At 53.2% G+C, this 23,520-nt stretch carries 15 protein-coding genes and 1 pseudogene; 4 read left to right on the forward strand and 12 right to left on the reverse strand.

The window, feature by feature from the left end:
- Positions 1–149 precede the first annotated feature (149 nt).
- The 5 genes from L2W58_RS11430 to L2W58_RS11450 are packed head-to-tail and all read right to left on the reverse strand — an operon-like array spanning position 150 to position 8,735.
- Positions 150–1,319, reverse strand: coding sequence for a tetratricopeptide repeat protein (locus tag L2W58_RS11430; protein WP_236103513.1), 1,170 nt, complete (start codon positions 1,317–1,319; stop codon positions 150–152).
- 17 nt (positions 1,320–1,336) lie between these two features.
- On the reverse strand, positions 1,337–2,350 hold the full coding sequence (locus L2W58_RS11435; protein ID WP_236103514.1) for a DUF4384 domain-containing protein: 1,014 nt from the start codon (positions 2,348–2,350) through the stop codon (positions 1,337–1,339).
- A 26-nt stretch (positions 2,351–2,376) separates the two neighbouring features.
- Positions 2,377–3,552 carry a tetratricopeptide repeat protein gene (locus L2W58_RS11440; RefSeq protein ID WP_236103516.1) on the reverse strand — a complete coding sequence of 392 codons (1,176 nt, stop codon included), beginning with the start codon at positions 3,550–3,552 and terminating at the stop codon, positions 2,377–2,379.
- Complete coding sequence (locus tag L2W58_RS11445; RefSeq protein ID WP_236103518.1) at positions 3,549–7,670, reverse strand: CHAT domain-containing tetratricopeptide repeat protein; 4,122 nt, start codon at positions 7,668–7,670, stop codon at positions 3,549–3,551. The genes L2W58_RS11440 and L2W58_RS11445 overlap by 4 nt, the downstream gene beginning before the upstream one ends.
- A gap of 51 nt (positions 7,671–7,721) precedes the next feature.
- Positions 7,722–8,735 carry a hypothetical protein gene (locus tag L2W58_RS11450; RefSeq protein WP_236103520.1) on the reverse strand — a complete coding sequence of 338 codons (1,014 nt, stop codon included), beginning with the start codon at positions 8,733–8,735 and terminating at the stop codon, positions 7,722–7,724.
- Positions 8,736–9,019: 284 nt separating this feature from the next.
- Between L2W58_RS11450 and L2W58_RS11455 the strand changes: the two genes are divergently transcribed.
- On the forward strand, positions 9,020–10,822 hold the full coding sequence (locus tag L2W58_RS11455) for a trypsin-like peptidase domain-containing protein (protein ID WP_236103522.1): 1,803 nt from the start codon (positions 9,020–9,022) through the stop codon (positions 10,820–10,822).
- Between the two features lie 116 nt (positions 10,823–10,938).
- Positions 10,939–11,415 (forward strand): hypothetical protein, encoded by a 477-nt coding sequence (locus L2W58_RS11460; protein ID WP_236103524.1) that lies wholly within the window; start codon positions 10,939–10,941, stop codon positions 11,413–11,415.
- 56 nt (positions 11,416–11,471) lie between these two features.
- On the opposite strand, the gene L2W58_RS11465 is transcribed toward L2W58_RS11460, so the two are convergent.
- Both L2W58_RS11465 and L2W58_RS11470 read right to left on the reverse strand, forming a co-directional pair.
- Positions 11,472–15,167, reverse strand: coding sequence for an LAGLIDADG family homing endonuclease (locus tag L2W58_RS11465; protein ID WP_236103525.1), 3,696 nt, complete (start codon positions 15,165–15,167; stop codon positions 11,472–11,474).
- A 190-nt stretch (positions 15,168–15,357) separates the two neighbouring features.
- Positions 15,358–15,717 carry a hypothetical protein gene (locus L2W58_RS11470; protein ID WP_236103527.1) on the reverse strand — a complete coding sequence of 120 codons (360 nt, stop codon included), beginning with the start codon at positions 15,715–15,717 and terminating at the stop codon, positions 15,358–15,360.
- 164 nt (positions 15,718–15,881) lie between these two features.
- On the opposite strand from L2W58_RS11470, the gene L2W58_RS11475 reads away from it, so the two are divergent.
- Positions 15,882–18,056: a glycosyltransferase gene (locus L2W58_RS11475; protein WP_236103536.1), complete on the forward strand. Its 2,175-nt coding sequence runs from the start codon at positions 15,882–15,884 to the stop codon at positions 18,054–18,056.
- A gap of 207 nt (positions 18,057–18,263) precedes the next feature.
- Positions 18,264–19,129: pseudogene (locus L2W58_RS11480) on the forward strand (IS3 family transposase).
- A 58-nt stretch (positions 19,130–19,187) separates the two neighbouring features.
- Here L2W58_RS11480 and L2W58_RS11485 read toward each other — a convergent pair.
- The 5 genes from L2W58_RS11485 to L2W58_RS11505 are packed head-to-tail and all read right to left on the reverse strand — an operon-like array spanning position 19,188 to position 23,157.
- Positions 19,188–20,315: an N-acetyl sugar amidotransferase gene (locus L2W58_RS11485; protein ID WP_338033089.1), complete on the reverse strand. Its 1,128-nt coding sequence runs from the start codon at positions 20,313–20,315 to the stop codon at positions 19,188–19,190.
- A gap of 1 nt (position 20,316) precedes the next feature.
- Positions 20,317–21,084, reverse strand: a complete 768-nt coding sequence (locus tag L2W58_RS11490; protein WP_236103540.1) for an AglZ/HisF2 family acetamidino modification protein — start codon at positions 21,082–21,084, stop codon at positions 20,317–20,319.
- Positions 21,077–21,691 (reverse strand): imidazole glycerol phosphate synthase subunit HisH, encoded by a 615-nt coding sequence (hisH, locus tag L2W58_RS11495; RefSeq protein WP_236103542.1) that lies wholly within the window; start codon positions 21,689–21,691, stop codon positions 21,077–21,079. The genes L2W58_RS11490 and hisH overlap by 8 nt, the downstream gene beginning before the upstream one ends.
- A 4-nt stretch (positions 21,692–21,695) precedes the next feature.
- The gene (locus tag L2W58_RS11500) at positions 21,696–22,844 is read right to left on the reverse strand and encodes a glycosyltransferase (RefSeq protein WP_236103544.1); all 1,149 of its coding nucleotides are present in this window, start codon (positions 22,842–22,844) and stop codon (positions 21,696–21,698) included.
- Between the two features lie 40 nt (positions 22,845–22,884).
- Positions 22,885–23,157 carry a GDP-mannose 4,6-dehydratase gene (locus L2W58_RS11505; RefSeq protein WP_274705054.1) on the reverse strand — a complete coding sequence of 91 codons (273 nt, stop codon included), beginning with the start codon at positions 23,155–23,157 and terminating at the stop codon, positions 22,885–22,887.
- Positions 23,158–23,520 lie beyond the last annotated feature (363 nt).

Consider the following 23,520-nt stretch of genomic DNA (forward strand, 5'->3'; position numbering starts at 1 on the left):
CTCCTCTCTCGTTTATCTCCATATATTATCACGAGGTAACCTCAGGATAAAAACTTCGGATCGAGAACGGGGTAAAAAAATCGGCGGAGAACAGCTCCCCGCCGAAAGAAAGACACCATGGAAAAGCCTTTAGAACTAGGAGCTAGAAATCACAGATTCTCGCCTTGCTCCTGTATGTCCTTCAACAACTCCGCCTGTACATCTCCGTCTATATAGCTCAACTGAAGACTGCCGGAACCGTCCAGCCCCACGCTGGCGAACATCCATACAGTGTATCCGTCCACCAGCCAGGCGGCCTCTAGGGAAATACCATACCTCCTGACCATATCGGGGGCTCCGTATTTTCCCGACAGAGCATCCACCATCCCGGCGAACTGACTGTATATCCAGGTAAGAGGAGCTCTGGTATCTTCGTAGGTCACCAATCCCGACACCCGGTAGACCAGCCCCTTATATTCCTCGACGGCAAAGACAGCCTCTCCGTTTTTCATGAGGAAACCAGGAAGAGGGTTGTCGGGGAACTCGAAAACGGAGAACTCCACACCGTACTGGTTGGCCCCGTCTCCTCTATAGCAGACTATACCGTCGGACTCCAGCTTGGCTATCTCCTCCTCGGCGGAGACTCCCAGGGTTATCCCCCAGATGGCGGCCTTTTTAGAGGCCTTTTCCTTTGGCTCAGCCTCCTGAGCCAGCTCGGCCTGACGATCTATGACGTCCTTGGACTCCTCCTCAACCGCCGGATCCTCCTTGGTCTGAGCCGAAGCGACCTCGACATCCGAGAGGACCTGAGCCGTGTCCTCTACCAGAGAGTCCGCCTCCGATCCATCCATAGACCTTATCCTGGCCACAGTAGCATCGAAACCCTGTCTATCTCCCAGAAACGCCTGAGCCCAGGCGATTCCCTTAAGACAACGAAGAACCAGCTCGTCGTCCTGCGGAGACAGATCGATGGCTCCGTTAAAGGTCTCTATAGCCCTAGCGTAAGCCTCCGAGCCCAGCAAGGTCTCGCCGAGCCCCACCGTGGCCCAACTGCCCTCCTCGCCGGGCAAGACGGCCAGCGCCCTATCGAATCTGGCCTCGGCGCTTTTCCAGTCTCCCAGATATCTGAGACACCAGGCCGAAAAATCCAAAGACGTTCCGTCCTCCGGTTTTTCCGACAACACCCTGTCGAAAAGGGTCAGGGCCCCCCGGTAATCCTGAACCCTGTAGAGATTCTGGGCCCTCTCCCTGAGTTCATCGACGCCGGCCCAAAGAGGAGTCGCGCTTAAGATCAAAATGCCGCAGAGCCACAGTTTCAGCCCTTTTTTAAGAGATTTCACACCCATAGGTTCGAGGTCTACTCTTCTATCAGAACCTTGAGGGACAGGTCCATCTCGGTTCCGTCTTCGCCTGCCAGGTAGGCCGTGATAGTATCGAGCCCTACGGGAGTGGAGGGAACCAGTTTAAACTTATGCTCCTTGCCCGGCAGAATGACGATACTTCCGGGATTTACATTGAGAGTCGTTCCCTCGGGAAGCAGATCGTTGTGCTTGCCGCTAACCCCATCGTTGACCACCTTGACCACCGTGCAGGGCATATTGCTAGAAAACTTGAGGAACATAGGCTCACCCGTGAGGAAATTATCCCTGTCGAGCCACATCTTGGCTACCCATCCGTCCTTCTCTGCGACGCCGAAGCCTCCCTTTTCATCGGACTCGCCTCTGGTGTGAATGGACAAAGCGACGGCATCCCATTCCAGGGGTTTATCGCTATTGACCTCTTCCTCCTCCTCTACCAGAAGGATATCTCTGGTGGCCGCCTTGGCATCCTTGATGGAGGAAAAGGGTCCCATGATCTCCTCGTTCTCCTCGTCTATGACCTTGGTCTCCTGGTTGGTGGCTATGGCCTTGATGACGTCCGTACCGGCGGGACCTCCCACCTTGAGGGAAAACTTCTGCCCCTTGGCCGGTATCGCTATCTCCTGCCCCGCCTTGACAAAACCGTCGGTCATCCACTTATTTGGGAACAGCTTGTAGATGCTTCCGCTGGGGGTGAAATCCAACACGGTCAGATAGCAGTCCTTCTCCGCCTTGAAAAAGACCGTCATCTTGTCGCCGATATCGTAGACATCGCCCTTCTCCGACCGATCGGACCAGAGCTTCAGGCCAAGAGGATCTCCTTCCGACGCCATCTCCTCCATCTGGAGCTTAGCCTCGGCGTCCTCTCCCTCCTCCGAATCCTCCTCTACCAGGACTATATCTCTCGTAGCTCCCGACTCTTTGGAGCGAACGTCCGCAGAGGCCACCCCGAAGGAGACCACACACAGAGCACATATCAACCCTAAAATAACCAAGAACCTAGACTTACTCATACTCATACACCTCCGCAACAGTTTTATTAATTGTTTTTTTGGCTATGTATAAGAAAACGACCGAAAATGACCCTATCGGTTACCGCCAACTGAACCTTCACGCTTCCGTCCAACATGACCTCGACTCCCAGTCGACCCATTCTGCCATGGGAGACGTGCCAGAGGGCCTCCATCGAAACTCCCTCTTTTTTTATATAAGCGGGATCGCCGTAAAAAGGCTTTATCCCTTCCATCGCCTCGTCGAACAAGGTCATACCAGTGGATACGGGATCTTCCCGAACGCCGTAGATCCCCGTCACGGAGACCCTCAGCACCTTGTCCTCGAACTCGTCCACGACGACCGAAACGGCAGGTTTTCTAGGAATCCATCCATCGCCGGACCAATCGTCGGGAGGGGTTATCCCGTAATAGATAAGACCTTTCGCGTCGAAGCCGTCGGACCGCTTGGATCTTCCCCCTCTTTTGGAGAGCTCCGCCAACTCCTTGGCTATCGGACTGCCGGGGGAAAAATCGCACGCCAGCCGATCCGGAAAGGACGACTTGGCCCGATCCGCCGGATCGGGAGCGCTTTCAACCGAAGCTTTCTTCGGCGGAGCCTTCTTGACGGGCTTAGGCTTGGATTCCTGCTCCCGCACCGTCTTTTTCTCCTTTTTTACCCGTTCCAGAACCGTAGAAAGATCGTTCCTTACGGCCCGAGCCATATCGCCGTTCAGCTCAGAGATGGCGTTAAGAGCCTTTTCGAACCCTCGATCGTCTCCGGAAAAGGCACAGGACCACACGATTCCTCGAAGAGAACGGAGTAAAAGCTCCTCGTCTTCGGGAGCCCTGTTTATGGCCTCGGAGAAGGAACTACGGGCTTTATCGTAATCCGCCGCCCCGAGATAGGTCTCCCCCATTCCAACCGCCACCCAGGCGCCGGCCTCTCCCGGAAGCAGAGGAAGGGCCCGATCGAAACAGGCCAGGGCCTTTTCCCAATCTCCCTGGTACCTATGACACCAACCGGCATAATCCCACACAGCCCCCTCTTCGGGATTCGCTTCGGCCACCCTCAAAAAAAGGGTCAGAGCTCCTCTGTAGTCCATAACTCTGTAAAGGTTCAGAGCCCTCTCTCTCAGATGGTCTACCTCTCCGAAAGAACGGCTCCCCAGACAGAGGGAGATGAGAACCGCCATGGTCAGGGAGCGTTTGACGAGCCCCCTCATTTCGACTCTATCTCCCAGGGAATCCCCACGTATTTGAGGACCGCCCACCCGGTGGGCTGCTCCCCTCCTTCGAGAACCTGGCGCTTGGATCCATTCAGGGCCTCCGCCGGGGAGACTCCCTTCGATATGGCAGAATACATGCCTCTCATGATGACTGGGGCGACAGCATCGGGAACGAGCCACCGAGACACCACGACGCCCTGTACTCCACCGGACAGAAACACGCTGTTCAGCCCTATCATGCCGTCGCCGACGTAAAGATCTCCCAACCCCGTATCGCAGGCGGATAGCACCACCAGCCGCGACCTCCAGTTAATAGCGGCCAGCTCGCCCATCTGGGCGAAGGAGTCGTTTTCCCTGTCAGACGCAGGGGACAGGGCGAGACCGGGCTGAAGGAAGGGAATGCTGTGTCTGTCGTATCCGTGACAGGCAAAGTGGACGTAGCCGTAAGAACCTATATCGGCAGAGGCCATGGCGAACTCCGAGGCGTTCTCGCCCACCAGGCAAGCCACATCGCGACCGGCCTCCTTCCAGATCGAACTTAAATGGTTAGCCTCTTCTTGGGTTCCATCCAGGGGAGTCATACAGGGACCGGCCCTCAGCCTTACAGCCGCATCTATAGGACTCTCGGCATCTGAAAGGACCTCTTTAAGCTTTATCTTTTCCTCTTTCCTCGCCCCTCCGAAGTAGAGATATTTTGGATTGGCCACCACCGCGGCTGAATCGGAACAAGACCTCTCTCCGTAGCTTCCATGAACTATCAGAGACGCGCTGGGAATCTCGGCAAAATTCCAGCCCAGATCCAGCAGATATCTATTTTCCGATCCATCCTTCGCCACCATGGTCTCGTAGGGATAGAGGAAAAGCACGTCGTGAGGGATAACCAAAATATTCTTGACCTTGCCCAGATGAGCCCTCAGGGGAGCTAACAGCCATCTCTCGAGATCCCTGCCGTTGAGGCCGAAAATTCTCTGAGAGTCGTTGGTTCGCATCAGGCTGAACTCCTCGGCCTTATCCCTTCTCATCGTAGTCACGTAGGCAAAGAACAGACTATAGTCCAACTCCAGGGGGACCAACGCCACGGGCCGCCCCTTGCGGATCACGAAGGCAAAGGATATCTCCGGCGAGATATAGTAGTCGGCCACAGCCCAATCCGAAGGCACCAGATCCTGGATCTGCCCCGTCGTTGGCACCTCCACGGACCCCACGACCGTATGGCCGGACATGAACTCGTCGAGCTCCTTACGTTTCGACTGAAGTGCGGAGGCATAATCGACCATGGTGCCAAGATCGCCCTTCGAATAGGCCAGCTTGATGCCTCCCTCGAGGGTAGTCACCTCTCCCTTGAGATCTCTATATACGTCCCTCTCCTCGGGAGACAGCCTGTTCAGGAAGCCCATTCCCGTGGTGGAAAGAAGCTCCCTCCACTGACGGCTCTTCATGGATTCGAGGGCCCTCCAGACCTCCTCCATATCCTCATCGCTCTTAGTCTCCTGCCATCGCCGATAGGAACTATCTATCGTCAAGGTATAAGCCTCGAGCCTGTCGGCGGTAGCTCTGGACTCGGTCCCCTCCGCAGGGGAGATGCTCTCTATAACCGAAATGGCATCCCTCAAAAGAGACAGACCACCGGCTCTGTCGCCCTTTTCGAACCGGGCCTTGGCGGAGAGGACCGTCGAACGCCAGGCCAGATCGGGGTTGGGAATCGTCCCTGTGGCGGTCCTCGCTACAAAGCCATATTCTTCCTTCAGGTTGTCCAAAGCCGTCGCGGCCCCCGATGGATCTCCCAGGGAGAGACCCATTTTACGGATGAGCAGATCCATAGCCTGACGGTTATCGAAAGACAGGCCACCATGCGCTTTCAGTGTCTCCCGGCATAGCTTCCTCTCTCTACGGATCTCCATCCGGGCCAGAAAACTTCCCAGGGAGGCCAGCTTTTCCAAATCGTCCTTCAGAGAGTCGAGGCGTTTCCTTCCCTTATCTAGAGCAGGAGGAAACTTTTCAAGAAACTCCTCCATCGACGACACAGGCCCGATCCGGACTCCAAGCTCTTTGAGAAGGGCGGCCCTCGTCGCGATATCGTTCCATCGGGCCACCTGATCCACCATCAACTCCGCTCCCTTTATCTGGCAGATCATAAATGAAGACAGACTCCCCGTATCGGTTCCCAGATCGGAAGAGCTGATCTTCTTTCCCGTTATAGATCGGACCAGATCGAGAACGGCCTCGTCCATCCCTTTTTTTACCTCGGGCTTTTCCGACTGCTTTTTGGCCCTGGCTCCGTGATACGACGCCAGCCCCGACCTCACAGAGGAAGGCATCGAACGCCCTTCGGACAGATCCTTGACCAAAGATGCCTCGGCCTTTTTGTCCATTCCGAGATAGGACGGTATATGGGCGACCACCTCCAAAGATCCCGCCAGCTCTTTTGAGCTCTCGTTTTCATACTTGGATTCAGGCTCGTCGCCCTCAAGCATCAGCCCCTCGGTCCGGATAACCATAGGACCGACCGCTCCCGAGAGAAGCCTCTCGCCAGCCCCTCTTCTGAGAGCGATCCAAAACTGGACCGGGACCTTGCAGCCTTCGCCCTTGAGGCCCCTGATGCCTTGTTCAAGCTTCTCCAAAACGGACAGCCGACTCTCGGCAAGACGGAACACCCCATCGGCCACGGCAAAGCGGGCAATTCCACCGGTACGGTTCCAACCCAGCATTCGAGAGACAGCCTCCACCGTCCTGTCCGATCTCAGTATCGACGAAGGCCTGAACCAAAGCTCCGAATTTTTATCCAGTGCCTTCCAATAGGGGGAAAAGAAACGATCCTTTTTCAACCGCCCTTCCGGCATGGTAAGCCCCTGCCAGGGAACCCCGACCAGAGATCTATAATCCACCTTCCCGGAAAGCCCCAGGTCCTCGCCTCTGGCGACCCTGTTGAACCCCAGGGACGCTATGAGGAAGATCTCCATGTCCCCTTGCTCCAGGGAACCTATGATCGCCTCTCTGTAGGAATCCTTGCTTTCGTCCCACATACCCATGGCGTAGTAGAGATCGGCTATGTTCGTAACGGCCTGGAGATAGCCGTTTTTTAGGCCCTTCTCCTTCGCCAGGTTTCTGCTTCTAAAGTAACAATCGTAGGCACCACGGTAATCTCCGTCGACTCGAAGCAACCGGCCTCTAGCCTGAAGAGCCATAAACTCCAGGGTCGCCCAGCCGTTCTCCACGGCCCTCTGCTCCACCGATTTCAGCGTCTCGGCGGCAAAACGAACGTTACCCAACTCTCCCTGAGCCACTACGACGTTGGCATCGACCATTAGCCTCTGTCTGTCGTCGAAGCTGGACAGTTTCTCGACCTCCTCGAGAGCCCGGGAGTAGGTTTTCTGGCTCTCCTCATAACACCCCAGCTGGTTCAGGGCGTTTGCCCTCTGGGAATAAGAGCTGAAAAGCAGAATCCTTCCGAGAGCCTCGGTTTTCTTGTCTTTTTTCAACGGCGCAGCTTTGACTATGGCCTCATCGCATATCGCCATAGCACCCTTGAAATCGCCGTTTTTCTGGATACAGGCGGCGATCTGGAGCCCCACCCTTACCGAGGCGGAAACGCTGCCCTTAACCAGAGGAACGGCCTTTTGAAAAAGCTCCGTTGCCCGGCCGATCTGGCCCCTGGTCATGGCGACCTTACCCAACCCCTCCAGGGCCAACCCCTGGAACAAAGTTTTTTTAAGCTTTTCAGCCAGAGGCTCGGCATCGGCGTAGATTGCCTCGGCCTTCGCCAGATCTCCCTTCCTCAGATAGACCTGTGCCCCCGCTATAAAGGCGTTAAGCTGCTTATCGCCCCGTCCTGCCTTCCCGTAGAGGACTCCGGCCCTCTCGTAAGCCTTGGCCTGATCCAGAAGATCCACGCCATCTACCTTTCCGAGACAGAGCCCACGGTTATATGAGCAATCGGCGGCGTTGGCCATGTCCTTGCCCTTTTCGTAGGCTTTGGACGCCGAGCCGAAGATCTGGGCCGCCTTGGCGAATTCCTGTTTCTGATAGAGGGAGATTCCCTTTTTCTTCAGGTCGCCCCCGGAGGAGGCCATGGCGGCGGTCCCCATAAGGAGACCGGCCACCAAGACCATCGACATGAGCCGGTTAATCCAGCTTAAAGCGAGATAATTCCGTCCCATGACTCTACCCTAAAACGGAGACTTTATCTTGATTCCACCTATGGGAAGGGTAATGCCGCCGCCACCGCCGCTCATTCCGCCGATCATGCCTCCGAAATCGGGAATGGACAGAGAGGGAACGGAAACCTTCTCTCCAACCAGACCGCCGACCGTCTGAGCAAAGGGTCCGAAGCCCTTCATGAATCCCTGCATCTGTTTACCGATACCCTCGAAAATCCCCTGGAGACCCTGGAGGGAACTGGCATCCATATTGGGCATTCCGCCCTTTTGCATCTGGCCGATCAGCCCCTGCATGACCGACTGCATGTTGCCCATGATGGATTCCATTCCGGAAAATACGTTTTTAGCTCCACCGACGACGTTCTTTTTAAGCAACGCCTTGTCCTCCTTCGCCAGATCCTCGGACTTTATTGACTTGGCCTGAGAATGAGCGTTTTCTATGGCGACATCGGAATTCTTGCGGATCCCCTCGTTTCTGGCCTTCAACTCGTTGGCCGTAAGAGGCTGATCCTTAAGGGAGTCCACGGCACTCCTCCAGGATGCGTAACAGGCCTCCGAACCCTTTATGGCCTGAGCGTCCTTTGTGGTGCTTTTTATGAGAGCGACCTCCTCGTCGGTAAGGGCCCTCAACTTCTTCAGAGCTCCTTTAGCCTGGGGAATCTCCTTTTTGAGCTTGGCCGATAGAGAGGCGACCTGAGAGTCCAGCCCCTCCCTGTGAGCCCCGTAGAGATCCTTCTGGGTCTGGAGAGCCCCGTTTATAACGGTGTATTGAGCAAGTTTATCCTTGTGGATCTTATCCATGCTTCTAGCGGCCTTCTTCCCGGCAGCTCCGGACTTCTTCATCTTGGTCTTCTGAACGACCATGTTGGTCTCGTCCGCGCCCTGGATCCCCTGAAGCTCCTGGCTTTCCGCCGCAAGGGACGTCTCGTTCTGAACCATGACGTCCATAGCCATATCGGCTATGAGGATACCGCATATCAGCACCGTAACCACAATCAACACAACTCTTAGAAACCTGCTCATATCGCACCTCCACTATATTTTGATCTACTAATATTTCGCATTGTAAGATAGTTTTTGTATATACATAAGCTCCATTCGATGTATTGTTGTAAGTTCAAAAAGGCTTCTAAATAATACACCTAAAAAACTCATCGTTAAATAGGGCATATACCCTACACGGTTTTCTCCTTTAACCGCCTTCCCGTGACCCCTGACATAAGAGTCCCATAAACATATTACTTCGTAAAAATCGGCGGTTTAGTGTGTTAGTATTTGAGAAATATCGAAGGGAAGGCCGGGATACTATGGTTCGGGTCGAGAAGCTCCTGTCTAAGAGTTACTTTCGTTTCACTTTATGTCTGCTATGCTGTTTTACGGTCCTCGGAGGGCCCCTTCACGCCGCCGAGATCGACATCCTGGCCCTGATGGAGGAAAGGCAGAGGGCCGTATCGGACATGCTGGAATCCAGCATCCTCTACGTTTTGGTGGAAGACGACGACTCCTACAGCATGGGCACGGCCTTCGTGGTGGCCGACGGAGTCGCCCTGACCAACGCCCACGTCGTGGAATCCGCCGGCGACATCCTGGTAATGAGCTCCTTCCAGAGACCTGTCGAGGCCAGGCTTTTCAAAAGGGAATACAGAGGCGACACAGGAGGAAACGACTTCGCACTGCTCAAGTTCGCCCCCTCGCCTAAACTGACACCGGTGACCTTCACCAACAGGATAAACCGCATGGACAGAGTCAGCGCCTGGGGTTTTCCCGTTCTGGTGACCCAGTTCGATCAGAGCTTCGACGACATACTGGAGGGATCTCTTAAAAAAGCCCCTCCCATGGTCTACACCGAGGGAACGGTCAGCGCCCTGGTAGAGAAAAACGGAGAGAGAACGGTCATCCACTCCGCCGCCATAGCGGGAGGAAACAGCGGCGGTCCTCTGGTCAACGTCAGAGGAGAGGTCGTGGGCATAAACACCTGGGGATACACCGAGGAGGACGAAGGAGCCTTCGTCAACGCCTCCATCCCCACAGAGAGGATCGTTCCCTTTCTCCAGAAAAGCGGAATAAGCCCGAGGTTCTCTCGAAACTCTCCCGCCATGCCTCGGGCGTCGCTGCCCCAGATATCGCTGCCTCAGGTATCGTCGCCCCGGATAAACCCTTCGGATAGCGACCGATTCTCCCAGTCGGAGCTGTCCAGCCTCAGGGAACTGGCCCGATCGGGCGATTCCGACGCCCAGGCCGCCCTGGGAGCCATCTACTACGACGGAGAAGACGTCCCCCAGGACACGGGGCAGGCTGTCGAATGGCTGGAGAAAGCCGTCCGAGGAGGAAGCCCGGACGCAAAGGCTCTTCTCGGGGTGATACTGATATTCGAGGAGAGCTACAGAGACCCGGCCAGAGGGATATCGCTGCTTAGGGAATCCTCCGGCTCCGACTCGGACGGGGAGATCTTCTCCATGCTCTCCAGAATCCTCTACGACGGGGAGGTTTTCGGGGTTCCGAGAGACGAAGACGAAGCCTTCAAATGGGCCCAAAAAGCCTCGGACAAAGGCGACTCGGACGGAACCGCCATGCTGGCCATGCTCTACTATTTCGGCGAGGGAGTCGACGAAAACGACGCGAAGGCCCTTCAACTGGCCGAAAAGGCGGTAAAAGACGGGAACTCCCTGGGGAAGGCTATCATGGCCTGGATGTACTACGACGGAGTCGCAGTCGAGGAGGACCTAGAGACGGCCCTGGCTCTGGCCACCGACGCAGCCGAGGACGACGAACCGTCCGCTCAGGGCCTGCTGGCCTACATGTATTTCTACGGCTACGGGGTCGAGGAGGATCACGCCGCCGCCGAGGGCTGGGCAAGGAGGGCGTCGGACCAGGGCAACGAGTTCGGCTGGTTCGTCCTCGGATCGCTGTACATGGAGGGAGCCGCCGTCGAGAAGGACCTCGCCATGGCCTGGGCCTACATGGACCTGGCCAACGACAGATACGTCTCCGACGCGGAAGAAGCCCTGGAGGAACTGACCCAAAGGATGTCCTCCAAAGACCTGAAGAGAGGCGGAGAAATCCAGAATCGCTGGTTCGAGGAATGGGGGATCTTACGTACCGATCCCTAGCGAATATCGTAATCCAACGTACCGTATCCACCGTATTTCCCCATGTTCTCGACCTTGGATCTAAGCTGAAAAAGGCGTAAAATGGATTTTATAATCGATAAGCGAGGAGGCTTTATATGTCGATAGGATCGATAGGAAGCACCGTCGAGCAGCAAAACCCATACTCGGAGCAAGTAAAAAAGGCTCGAAACGAAGAGGCAGAGGGGACGGTCGACGGCACGGCGAAAACGGAACCGGAGGAAAGCGTCGCATCGGCCGAAAACCAAGATGAATATATCCCAAGCGATGGCGATCAGGAACGGGCTTCCGGCGTCTATAGGATGGAAAAAGACGAAAACGGCAACTCAAAGGTTACCGTAGACGCCCCCTCCTCCGAAAAATCATCGTCCTCCACTACGAACACGGACAGCGTCGACGCGGAGATAAAGAAACTAAAGCAACAGAGGGCCCAGCTTCAAAAACAGCTTCAAAACGCACAAGGAGACGAGAACCAGCGCAAAAGCATAGAAAAACAACTCGCTCAAGTAGAGGCGGAGATAGCGTTCAAGAACAGCGACGCCTACAGAAAACAACAGTCTACCTGTACCGCTTAACGAAGAGACAGAGGCCCCGGCAAAGCCGGGGCCTCTGATTTTCCTCTTTCCGTTCTCTATTTACAGGGCGAGTAGCCGCAGCTGAAGCAGTACTCGCAGCCGCCTACCATCTCCATGGGAGAGCCGCACTCGGGACACTTGGGAACATCCTTCAACGTCTCGCCGCCCAGTCCGGAAAGCTTCTCCATGAGGATGGCTATACCGTCCGGGATCGAACGGACGACCCTGTCGTCGTCGCACTCGAAAAGCCAGTACTCTTTGCCGGAAATGCCCCTCAAAGTGGAGATGAAATCCTCCAGCCTGCCGCCGCTGCGAAGACCTATGGAGATCACCCGGGACAGGGCCTCGGTCATGCTCTTCATCTCCGAACCGCTCTTGCCCAGAGACGCGAAAACCTCGAAGGGATCGTCGCTATCGTAGTTTATGGTCACGTACATGCTGCCCCAGGGGGTCACGTCCTTTATCGTCTTGCCGAAAACGATACTGCCCGGACGCTCCTTCACCTTGGAGCTGAGGGGACGCTTTTCCGGCTCGTCGGACTTCTTGGCCTCTATGGGCTGATCCGACCGGGAACCGTCGCGATATATGGTGATACCCTTGCATCCCATGCGGTAACAGTCCTCGTAGACCTGCCTGACGTCGTCCACCGTCGCCTCCGAAGGCAGGTTCACCGTCTTGCTGATGCCGCTGTCCACCACGGCGGCGAAGATCCCGGTAACCTCCACGTGGGAATCGGTGCCTATGTCGTAGGCGGTGACGAAACGGGGGTCGGAGATCCCGCCGGTGCGGCGGAACTCGTCTTTATGCTCCGCCGTCATCAGACGGTGGAAATACTCCCTCGTCTCGTAGCCTCCGTCCCCGGTGGCGGACATCACCTTTCTGCTCCAACTCCAGGCGAAATTGGGCTCTATGCCGGGGCTGGCGTCCAGCAACATCGATATGGACCCGGTCGGAGCCACGCTGAGACGACGGCTGTTTCTCATCCTGCCGGAGAAAAGGGCCTCCAGCACCTCTCGGACCAGCCCCATCCCGTCGCCTTTGTGAACCGAGGCGGCGCTCAAAAGGACCTCCAGGGTGTTAACCAGAGTATAGGGAACCGTGTCGGTCCGCCTCATACGCTCCAGCAGCTCCCTGAAACCGCCCTCGTCCATACGCTCCAGCCAACGATCCACAGCATCGGGCAACCCGGCCTCGCAGCGGAAGCTCTCCATGAGATCCGACACCAGCCGATGCTCCGGGAAGGGATCCTTTCCCTCCTCAGACACTATCCTGACCGTGGCGGCCAGGGCCGCCGAGGCCATGGTCCCTCCCAGAGAGCGGCAGAACCGGTTGAAACTCTCCGAACCGTAGGAGATCCCCAGCATTATGGCAGCGTCGGCAAGCCCCATCAGGCCGAGCCCTACGGGACGTATCATCTTGGTGCGATCGGCGATCCGCTCCAGCGGATAGGACGTGGCGTCTATAACCAGATCGAGATAGTAGACCGACCGAAACACCTGATCCACGAAGGAATCCATGTCGAAGACCGCCTCTCCGCTGGATTCGCTCGACACGAAAGCCTCCAGGTTAACCGATCCCAGGTTGCAGCTGGTGTAATTAGGCAACGGCTGCTCACCGCAGTTGTGGACGTAAAGCCCGTTGGCGTCGAAGGCGTTTACCCCCGGCACCTGAACGTCGAAAACCGCCTCCTCCCCGCAAGCAACCAGGGAATCGAACCGAGCGATAAAACGCTCCCTATTTTGTCTTCGATCATAGCTATTTATAGCGTTTTCCAGTTTTAGACTTTTATCTGAGTCCTCAAAACCCACACGAGCCTGGAACCGACTGAGATTATCGTTACTTATCACTAATTCATGTTGATCTTGGATTTGATAGAGACGACTTCCTCCCTTGCCATCCGGCATGGACCTTAAGTTGGCCTTCCTTCTGTATTTATATATCTTACTGACTATACCTAAACGAGCCAACATACGCTGTACGGACTGCAATGTATGTAAGTTACTTTGAGCTAGACGAACGCTAAGGCCTTTTTCCTGAGAACCCTGAACGGAACCATCGGAATCAAAAAGACCACGAAGAAAACCAGAATAAAACGAGCTGGAAGTTTCTCCTTCAAGGGTAGGAGATATCATTTTATTTCCTACAGACATCCCCAAATCCGTGGCAAGCTGTTTTATTGCAGAAGTGGAAAGTCGGAACTCGTCACGTCCAGAAACGGAAGTCCAGCCAGCAAAATCACTTCTATGTTTCAATTTCAAAGCACAAGATAAAGCCTTATTCATCACGGCATCTTGACCTACAGAATCATCGTTGCTGGCTTTCTCAGGCATCCAAACGGAAAGAACCGCCTTACCGTTTTTTATAGTGCCATCTCCAAGAAGCAACCCCATAAGGTATCCTTCCGACTCTGTATATCTGCCATTCCAGCCTATAAAATCTCTATGGTTGTTTAAAACCAAAAGATCGCTTTCGGAAAGATCCGATGCCGGAATCCACTCAAAATCCATGCGATCTCTCGATTTATAGATTACGCGTCTAACCTTATGATCGACGGTTAGTTTTAGGGAATGTCCTTCCTTGGTCTTCAGCTCGAAAACGGGCTTTACGCCTGTGGAGAAAAAACCCTCCGTTTCGTGCCCCTTGCCGTCCACCAGCAGAGTCGTCGGCCTTCCGACCAGATTCACCGCCTGCTGGGGTCCCTCGTCGGTCATAACCCAGGTATCTCCGGTAACACACGGATTGGTGGACTCTATGCGCCATTGGGGGTCTTTCTTCAGTATGTTGTCCACGTTGGCCCTGTCGCCGAAGAACACGCCGGGATCCCCTCTGCGCCAGGCGTTTCGACACAGCTTATCCCACAGATCGGCGGCCTTCACCGTCTTGGCGACGGAACCGTCCGCCCTGGAACGGAGGTTAAAATCCCCTCCCTGGGCTGCCTTGGTCAGAAGCTCGTCCGAGACGGAAACGGAAATGTTGAAATAGGGCAGCTTGCCGTCCTCCACCTTGGCGTCCATGAAACGCTCCACGTCGGGATGATCGTCGTAAAGCATCCCCATCAAAGCGGCCCTGCGCCGTCCTCCCTGGACCACCACGGACCCCATGGTGTTCCAGGTCTCCATGAAGGAAACCGGACCGCTGGCCTTGCCGCCGGTGCCTCCCTTTATATCCGAGCCGAACTCCCTCAGATTGCCGAAATTGCCGCCGACCCCTCCGCCGTACTTGCTTATGACGGCGGCGTCCTTTACCGAATCGAAAATTCCCTCGATGCTGTCCTCCACGGAGATGACGAAACAGGCGAAAAGCTGCTGGCTCTCCGTCTTGCCGTCTCTCACCGCCACGTAATCCGAATAGGACATATCGTCGGGCGACCGGTAGATCAGCTCCGACATGGCCGGATCCACGGTCATACCGGCGGCGGCACCGAAAAGGCAGGGGGAGTTGAACAGAAAACGGCGGTTCAATATATCGGAGAAAAGATTCTTCTCTAGAACCCTGATCCAGTTCAGACCTTCCTCGTTTACGTATAGAGTCTCCACCGAGGCTATGACACGAGACACCCTTCGGGCGAACTCCTCGAAGGACGCCTCCTTTCGGACCTTCCCCTCCGCCCGGTCGTAGCGGCTCAGGAGATACCTCTGATCCAGCAGCCAGGCTGCGTTCTCCGACTGCCTCGGAATAAGGGGATTCTCCAACATATTAACGTCGACGGACGGATCGAAACGGTCCCTGTAGCGCCTATCCTCTTTGGTCATGACATATCCTCCATATCCTTAACACATCATAATTAGAGTGCGAAAACGAAAAATACCCCTACATATAGGGGCATAGACGACTTAGCATCCTCATTATACTTCATCCTTCAAAAAAGGCGAGAGGCCCGATGTAAAAACCGGGCCTCCCGCAAAATAATCGCAAATCTTAAAAACCGACCACCACGACCAGCTACCTCCGGATCAAAGGCAAAACCCCCAGCAACAGCAACAGAGCGCTCACGGGGGTAACTCCGACGGAACATCCCCCACCGGAGGAAGGATCCATACCGCCCTCGGGAGTAGTCCCCCCTACTACGAAAACCTCTCCCTTGGGAAAGGCGATGTCGTTCGACTGGTTGTCGCAGGACTTCAAGAAATCTTTCCAAGCCGTCTCTATATCACCGGACAGAGTGACCTCCACCCCGTCGACCTGGATCACCAACCGAGACACCTCGGCCGCGTCGGATACGAAAGAAGTCGAAAGAATAAAAAACGCGCAGAGCAGGGAAAAAGCCAGAGCCTTGAAAGCTCGAAAAGCATATGAATTCATCACAGAAAGAAAACCTCCTCGACCGCAACGATGTCGGCAGGTTGATCGCCTGTAAAACAGTATATCACCATCCGGCCCCGGAGTGGTTCCCCGGGGGATAGGCTGGTACAATATGAAACCGACGAAGACCGACACGTCTAAAGCAAAAAAAGGGAGAACCTGTCATGAAAGATAGAAAAATCCTCATAGTGACCACCGTAGCGGTAACCCTGGAGGCCTTCCTGCTGCCCCACGCCGAGAGGCTAAAAGAGGACGGCTGGCAGGTGGACTGCCTGGCCAACGGGGCGTCGAAGAGCGAAAAATGCCGCCTCGCCTTCGACCACTGCCACGACATAGGCTGGGGACGCACCCCTCTGGACCTTAAAAACTTTACCGAATATCCCGCCCGGATAAAAAAGCTGGTCGCAAGGAAGGGGTACGACGTAGTCCACGTCCACACCCCCGTAGCCTCCTTCGTCACCAGATTCGCCCTTAGAGACCTTAAAAAACGCACAAAGACCAAGGTCGTCTACACCGCCCACGGATTCCACTTCTACAGGGGAGGAAACCCGGTCAAAAACGCCCTGTTTCTGGGACTGGAAAAACTGGCGGCACGCTGGACCGACGAGCTCGAGGTGATAAACGGCGAGGACTACCAAGCCGCCATAACCCACCTTCTGCCCAGGGAAAGAGTGCGTTTTCTGAAAGACGGAGTCGGACTGGACAGGGCCCACTACAACCCCGATGCCGTGCCGAAGGAAGCGATCCGGCAGGCGAGGCACGACATGGGCCTGACCGACGGGGACGTACTCTTCACCATGATAGCCGAGTTCAACAGAGGCAAGAGACATTCCGACCTCATAAATGCCTTCGCCATGGTAAAGGACCCCAAAGCCCATCTGGCCTTTTTAGGAAAGGGAAAGCTCATGGAGAAAAGCAAAGAGCTATGTAGAAGCCTCGGCATAGCCGAAAGGGTCCACTTTCTGGGGCACGTTTCGGACGTGAGGCCCTACATACTGGCATCCAGGGCCACGGTGCTTCCCTCGGAGAGGGAGGGCCTTCCGAGAAGCGTAATGGAGAGCATAGCCCTGGGAGTGCCGGTGATAGGGGCAAACGCCAGGGGAACCAGGGACCTGCTGAAAGACAACGGAGGATGGATCGTGCCGGTGGGAGGGATAGCCGAGATGAAAAAAACCATGGAGAAAGCCATCGGGACAAGAGGGCGCAAAAAGGCCTCCATGGTCTACTGCGTGTTTCAGGACATAAAGCCCAACATGATGGGGGTGGCAAAAAAAGTAAAGGGACAGGTGAAACACATGTCCCAATACTTCGACCTCTCCTGCCTGTTCGTAGGGAACCACGACATGTCCCTGGCCCATACGATAGCCGACCGAAAGGACATCGTGCTGAAAGACATCCCCAGATCGAACATACTTTCCTACAGAGTCGATGGCCTCAGAACCGCCTACGACTGGATAGCCAGACACAGACCGGACTATCTCTACCTGAGATACCCGCTGGGGTGCCCCTTCTCCGCTCTTTTCACCTACATGGTATCCCGAATGGGAGTAAAAATCATAACCGAACACCAATCCAAGGAACCCTACGAGCTTCGTCTGTTGAAGAAATACCACTTCATGGTATCGGATTGGCTTTTCGGCAGACTTACCCTCCGAAACGTATCCCTCATAATCGGAGTAACACCCGAGATAAGGGACTTCGAGAAAAACAGGGCTCCCCACAGTAGCGCCGTGTGTATAACCAACGGCATAGACGTGGAGGACTACCCCGTCAGGCATTACGAAAAGCCATCCGACAAGGAAGGGGTCGACCTCCTTTTTTCCGGCGCTCTGGCCTCCTGGCACGGCCTGGACCGGCTGATATCGGCAATGGCGAAGTTTCACGAATGCCCCGTTAGGCTTCATATAGCCGGGGAGGGAGAGGAAATGGACAGATTGCGCTCCATGGCCGAAAAACTGCCTCCGATTCATTCGGTTACGTTCTACGGCTACCTGGACAAGGGCGAGATATCGGACCTCTTCGACTGGTGCGACGCAGCGATAGGATCCTTAGCGCTGGACCGAAAGGGACTCCGCCAAGCCTGCACCCTCAAGACCAGAGAGTACGCCGCGAGGGGGATACCCTTCGTGATAAACTACGACGACCCGGACTTCAGAAACATACCGTGGGTACTTCGTCTTCCTTCCAGGCCTCAGATAGACATACACCGTATATGCTATTGGTCAACCAATAACAGGCAAAAGCCAGCGGAGATAAGGGCAAAATCCTCGTCTATAATAAGCTACGAGGAAAAAACCAGACAACTGAAGCAGGCGATTCGAGAAATACTTTTCACATAAAAGAGCTAAAAGTCCCGCTTTACCGTCAATCCGGTTGAGCGGGACTTTCCTCATCTGATATGTTTTTTCAATTTTTTTATCGCCCAAAATCTAACCCCTACGACCCCCTCTAGTATAGTGGACCCGGAAAAATGGACCACCGAGTAAGTTGCTAGGTTAAGGTGAAGAACAGGCTGCTGTATCATAGGTCTCAGAAAGAGAGGGGACATAATGGCAGCCAAACGACAACGACGTTCACCGGAATTCAAGACTAAAGTAGCCCTGGCAGCGCTGAAGGGCGATAAGACCCTAGTGCAGCTCTCCAGTGATTTTGGAGTCTCCACAGCGACTCAAAATGGAGCTAGACTGGCTTAAAAAAAATCAGGTGTTGACTCTTGAGGAAAAACGAGCCTGTGTGGAACCGAATCATCCTCAGATCAGTGTTCGCAAACAATGTGATCTTCTCTGTTTGAACCGTTCCAGCTTTTACTCTCCCCCGACGTTTGGGAGAGAGAGTTTAGAGAACCTGGAGATCATGGAATGTATAGATAAACAGTACACTGACATCCCAACCTACGGGAGCAGGCGAATGACCGTCTGGATTCAAGGAGGGGAAGCCCAATCAGGTCTGGAGCACGGATATCACGTACTGTAGACTCACCTGTGGGTTCATGTATCTCGTAGCTGTCATCGACTGGTACAGCCGCTATATCCTCTCCTGGGAGCTATCCAATACTCTTGACGCTGAATTCTGCATCGTGGCTTTGAAGAAAGCTCTGGAGATAGGCAAGCCAGAGATCTTCAATACCGACCAAGGCTGTCAGTTCACCAGCAAGGCCTTTCTGAAGCCTCTGAAGGAACGGTCCATCAACATAAGCATGGATGGTCGTGGTCGAGCTCTGGACAATATTTTCGTCGAACGGTTCTGGCGGACGCTCAAATACGAGTGGTTGTACCTGAATGAATATGAGCGGGTCGCCGATCTATCTCGAGACTTACAGAAATACCTGACATTCTATAACAGTGAGAGGCTTCACTCCTCACTGGGATACCGGACACCGCAGGAGATCTACTTCGGAAAGGAAGACCTATAGCAGTCTGACCTAAACTAATCTAGGCTAAAAAATGGTCTTGACAATGGGGTCCACCATACTAGAACATTGAATTCAGCATTGCCTTATATGCTTTGCCACAAAATTTGTAAAATGCCTTCTCAGATGGATAGGCGGAATGGGGCTTTTCAGGCCTGGCTAGATAGCTATCAAGCTCATCTCTCGACCATCCCATTTTCTTGAGGAAATAGGCAATATCCTCCTCAAGCTCTCTCTCTGAAGGATAGGCGATGCCCGCCAGTCCCTTTAAGGCATCTTCCCTGGACATCTGTCCGCTGACAACGAGGGTAGCCAAATGGACCTTCCTTTTGTCTACACCAAACTTTTCGGGAAGGATATACCCCTGATAAAACCTGGTGAATATCGACTCGTAGTGCTTGTAGGGGTAGGGCTTATAGCTAAAATCACGCTGCAAGACCTCCAGAGCAGCAAACTTATTATATTCGGTATAGTCCAAAAAAGACTCCCACTTTATGCCACCAACCATGCCCTTCAAGATAAACTCCACTGTGCCTATAGAGGGAAATGTCTTCAAAGAAATACCCTGAAATTTTTTAGCTATAGCCTTTATGTTTTTTTTATCCCACTTCAACCACGTCCAACTGTAAGGTATCCTCATGCCCTCCGTGGCCTGGTTTGAGCCGGACAATATATGCTTTATCCCGTATTTACCGGCCATCCTATAGTTAACGGCCAACATTGCGTTGTCGTACAATAACTCTACATCGATAACATCGGCGTCGAAAAAAGCCTGCATAAGACTTTTGTACTCTTCCCAGTTTATGACGTGGGTGTATAAATCCACCCCAAGTTTTTGGACGAGGTTCGATATGTTATTCTGGGCCAGCTCAGAGTTCCAGCCGTTATCCATGTGGACCGCCAGAGGTCTTAGCCCTAACTCTATAGCCTTCACCAAAACCCACGAGCTATCCACCCCACCGGAGACACCGATAATGCAGTCGTACGGTTTGCCCTTTCCGTCTTTTTTTACTTTAGCTACAAAAGCATCAAGCTCTTTTTTCCTAGCCTCAGGATCTTTGAAAAGAACCTTCGACGAACGACTCAAAAAATCGGTGCAGTAGTTACACACACCGTTCTCGTCAAAAGATATATCCCTAGCGGTGGTGTCCATGACGCACCTAGAGCACATTCTGTAGTTTTTATCCATCTCAATCCATCGCTCCTAACTCTTTTTCCAGCTCTTCGTATTTTGGATACGTTATCAAAACAGCTCTATGAGGACCGTGGAATACGAAAAAAGCCCCCGCAGCAACTGCACTGGCTCCGGCATCAATGGCGTCTCTCATGTCTTTTATGCTGCCAACTCCACCCGAGGCGATCAACGGAACGGAGAGAGAGCTTGAAACCTGGGTTATAAGCTCCAGGTCCATACCGGACATAGTACCATCCCTGTCTACAGAGTTTAGCAGGACCTCTCCGGCCCCAGCCTCCACTGCGGAGGAGATATAATCCATGAAGGGCTTTTTCAGCGTTTTTTTCGTTGAGGCAGAGTAGAGGCGCTTTCTTCCAAGCCAATTTTTCTTAACGTCCACGGAGACCACCACGCTCTGGCTTCCATAACAAGAGGCTATATCCTCAATCAAAGAGGGATCGCCTAAAACAGCGGTCTGCAAGCAAACCTTTTCAACCCCCAAGGAAAAAAGCCTTCGGGCCTGTTCAAGACTGGAGATACCACCACCGTAACAAAGGGGCATAAAGCACTCACCGGCAAACCTCTCTATCAGATCGTAATCAGGCCCCTTTCCCTTAGGGGAAGCGGAGATATCCAGGACCATCAGCTCATCCACCTCTTTTTCGTTGAAGATTCGGATGGCGTTGATGGGATCGCCCACGTATTTGGGATCGGAAAAACGACAGGTCTTTACCAGCCCGCCGTCGGAAAGCAGGAGGCTGGGTATTATTCTGGTTTTAAGCATTGGGAAACTCCATAAACCGTCTCACTAGGGCCATGCCGAAACGGTGGCTTTTTTCCGGATGAAACTGAACGCCGAAGATGTTGCCTCTGGCGAAGGCGGCCACAAAGTCGTGTCCATAGCGACACCTTGCGATAACGTCGGAATCGTTGTCGCAGCTTACGTAGTAGGAATGGACAAAGTAAAATCTTTGTCTCTCCTCCGGCACTATCAGAGGATTTTCCATCGGGATATTCACCGTGTTCCACCCCATATGAGGAATCTTGAGCTTGGGATCGTCAAAGGAAAATTTGCAAACGTCTCCATCGATCCAGCCCAAGCCGGGAAGTGATCCCTCCTGGCTGGACCTGGTCATGAGCTGCATCCCAAGACATATCCCGAGAACCGGAATCCCTCTATCTAAAACCGCCTTGGAGAGGACGTTCATTAGCCCCCGTTCCTCCAAAGCTCCCATACCGGCATCGAAGGCCCCAACACCAGGCAATATGAGCTTATGGGCGTCGAGTATACTTTCTGGATCGGAGGAAATCTCACATTCTCCCCCGACGTGCCGGACCATATTTGCCACGGAGTTTACGTTGCCAACTCCGTAATCGACTATCAAAAGCATAGCATCACTCGCCAATCAAATTTTGGATTATACCTCGCATGATCTTGCTCTCTTCTTCAAAACAAAGTTCCTTCGCTGCAACATCACAGCATCGCTTAGCCCTATCTATATCCTCACAGGAAAGACCGTTAAGAGCCTCTGCCATAGATTCAACCGAAAAAGACTCCGAAACTACTCCACAACCGTATTTCTTTACCAGCTCGGCCATATCAGGAGATGGACCAATAGCCACCATAATCCTAGCTTGGATATACTCAAAGAACTTGTTGGGAAGACAATGTTTTAAATTAAAGGTAGAAGGCTCGTAGTAAAAAAAACCTATGTCATATTTACTTATTATGGGGATTATCTCATCTAAAGCCACGGGCTTCATAAATCTAATTCTAGAATCTTTGGATGCCAGCTCTTTTAGCTCCGACTGATATCCAGGGCTTCCCACCAAGAAAAAATCCAATGAGAAGCGATCGTCCAGCAAAACCAAAATCTCGATCAGCTTTTCAAGCTGACGATTTCTGTTGGCCGCCCCATGGTAAACCATCTTTATGTGATCTTTATCCGTAAGCCTGACCGGCATATCCACGTAAGAAGGAGTGCTTCTATAAAGAACAGAAGATATACCAAACTCCTTCTTGAATGCCTCTCTCAAACCTTCTGAAACAGTTACTACAGTGTCGCACCTAACCATATATTTTCGACAAAGTTGAATACGCCTGGGCTTCTCTGCGAAGTTAAACCACGGACTCTCCTCATTTTGTTTAGGATAATATTCTCTAGCATCAAATATAAGTTTCGCACCGTTTTTTATCTGGAACGCCAACGGTAAAAGCTGTAAGTCCTCTATGACAATTAGATCAAAGCTCTCGTCCGAAAGCTTTTTACTCCAGCCCTTAAAGTTGAATCTCCACGAGTCAAAAACACATCTCAGAGTTTCGACAGGGGAGACAGCTGCACATAAAGCCCAAATTCGTCTTAATAATTTATTCTGTACACCTGTTCCTAATGGAGACAGCTTGAGGTGTCTCTGGATTTTGGGAAATGCGCACTCTTTACCCTTAAAGGGCAAGCCCAAGACATCGACGGCTAACCCCATGGAGACACACAGTTCAACGATCCTCCTTGGACGGGGATCTCTCGAGGGATCCGTAAGAGACATGACTAATACCTTCTTGTTCTGCAACGTAAATCACATACTTTCATCCGATAGAACGGTCCACATGGTTTTCCGCCGCCAGGTTAAATATGCCATGGATTCCTCTGTCGATGAGGATATGGGATACCAGATTTCCATCGGCGATATCGCCTCTTATGAAGGAGTAGTTATCCTTGCCCTCAAGGTTCGCCAGAGAATACAGGTTTCCTGCGTAGGTCAGAAAATCCAGCACCGTTACGTTATGCCCCTGTTCCACCAGCAGGTGGACCAGGTTACTTCCTATAAATCCGGCTCCGCCTGTGATTAGGTAGTTCATCAGATCACCTCATGCACTCGTAGTAGATCTTCTCCCATAGTTCTCGAGCTTTTTGGGTGGAAAAATTCTTAAAAACACAGTCTCTATTAGAGACAGCCGTTTTTGCTGAAAAAATAAAATCCGAAGGTAGACACTCTCGTAGTATTTTTTTTGTGTCGTATACTTTAAAGCCCATAGAGGAGTAGTCCTTGTAGGTTGTCGTATCTGACCTAACAAAAACTTTTGCACCTAAAGAAAGGGCAAGATTTAAATTACCCAGCCCCTGTATGGTGGACCCCATTGTCAAGACCATTTTTTAGCCTAGATTAGTTTAGGTCAGACTGCTATAGGTCTTCCTTTCCGAAGTAGATCTCCTGCGGTGTC

Origin of the sequence: Dethiosulfovibrio faecalis, from assembly GCF_021568795.1 — a bacterium.
Lineage (GTDB): Bacteria > Synergistota > Synergistia > Synergistales > Dethiosulfovibrionaceae > Dethiosulfovibrio > Dethiosulfovibrio faecalis.

Excerpts from the sequence above, each read along its gene's own strand:
- L2W58_RS11505 (WP_274705054.1), bottom strand. The coding sequence starts at position 23,157 with ATGAACTACCTAATCACAGGCGGAGCCGGATTTATAGGAAGTAACCTG.
- L2W58_RS11475 (WP_236103536.1), top strand. The coding sequence starts at position 15,882 with ATGAAAGATAGAAAAATCCTCATAGTGACCACCGTAGCGGTAACCCTG.
- L2W58_RS11435 (WP_236103514.1), bottom strand. The coding sequence starts at position 2,350 with ATGAGTAAGTCTAGGTTCTTGGTTATTTTAGGGTTGATATGTGCTCTG.
- L2W58_RS11450 (WP_236103520.1), bottom strand. The coding sequence starts at position 8,735 with ATGAGCAGGTTTCTAAGAGTTGTGTTGATTGTGGTTACGGTGCTGATA.
- L2W58_RS11485 (WP_338033089.1), bottom strand. The coding sequence starts at position 20,315 with ATGGATAAAAACTACAGAATGTGCTCTAGGTGCGTCATGGACACCACC.
- L2W58_RS11445 (WP_236103518.1), bottom strand. The coding sequence starts at position 7,670 with ATGTCGATGGTCTTGGTGGCCGGTCTCCTTATGGGGACCGCCGCCATG.
- L2W58_RS11470 (WP_236103527.1), bottom strand. The coding sequence starts at position 15,717 with ATGAATTCATATGCTTTTCGAGCTTTCAAGGCTCTGGCTTTTTCCCTG.
- L2W58_RS11460 (WP_236103524.1), top strand. The coding sequence starts at position 10,939 with ATGTCGATAGGATCGATAGGAAGCACCGTCGAGCAGCAAAACCCATAC.
- L2W58_RS11455 (WP_236103522.1), top strand. The coding sequence starts at position 9,020 with ATGGTTCGGGTCGAGAAGCTCCTGTCTAAGAGTTACTTTCGTTTCACT.
- L2W58_RS11440 (WP_236103516.1), bottom strand. The coding sequence starts at position 3,552 with ATGAGGGGGCTCGTCAAACGCTCCCTGACCATGGCGGTTCTCATCTCC.
- L2W58_RS11465 (WP_236103525.1), bottom strand. The coding sequence starts at position 15,167 with ATGACCAAAGAGGATAGGCGCTACAGGGACCGTTTCGATCCGTCCGTC.
- L2W58_RS11490 (WP_236103540.1), bottom strand. The coding sequence starts at position 21,084 with ATGCTTAAAACCAGAATAATACCCAGCCTCCTGCTTTCCGACGGCGGG.
- hisH (WP_236103542.1), bottom strand. The coding sequence starts at position 21,691 with ATGCTTTTGATAGTCGATTACGGAGTTGGCAACGTAAACTCCGTGGCA.
- L2W58_RS11500 (WP_236103544.1), bottom strand. The coding sequence starts at position 22,844 with ATGTCTCTTACGGATCCCTCGAGAGATCCCCGTCCAAGGAGGATCGTT.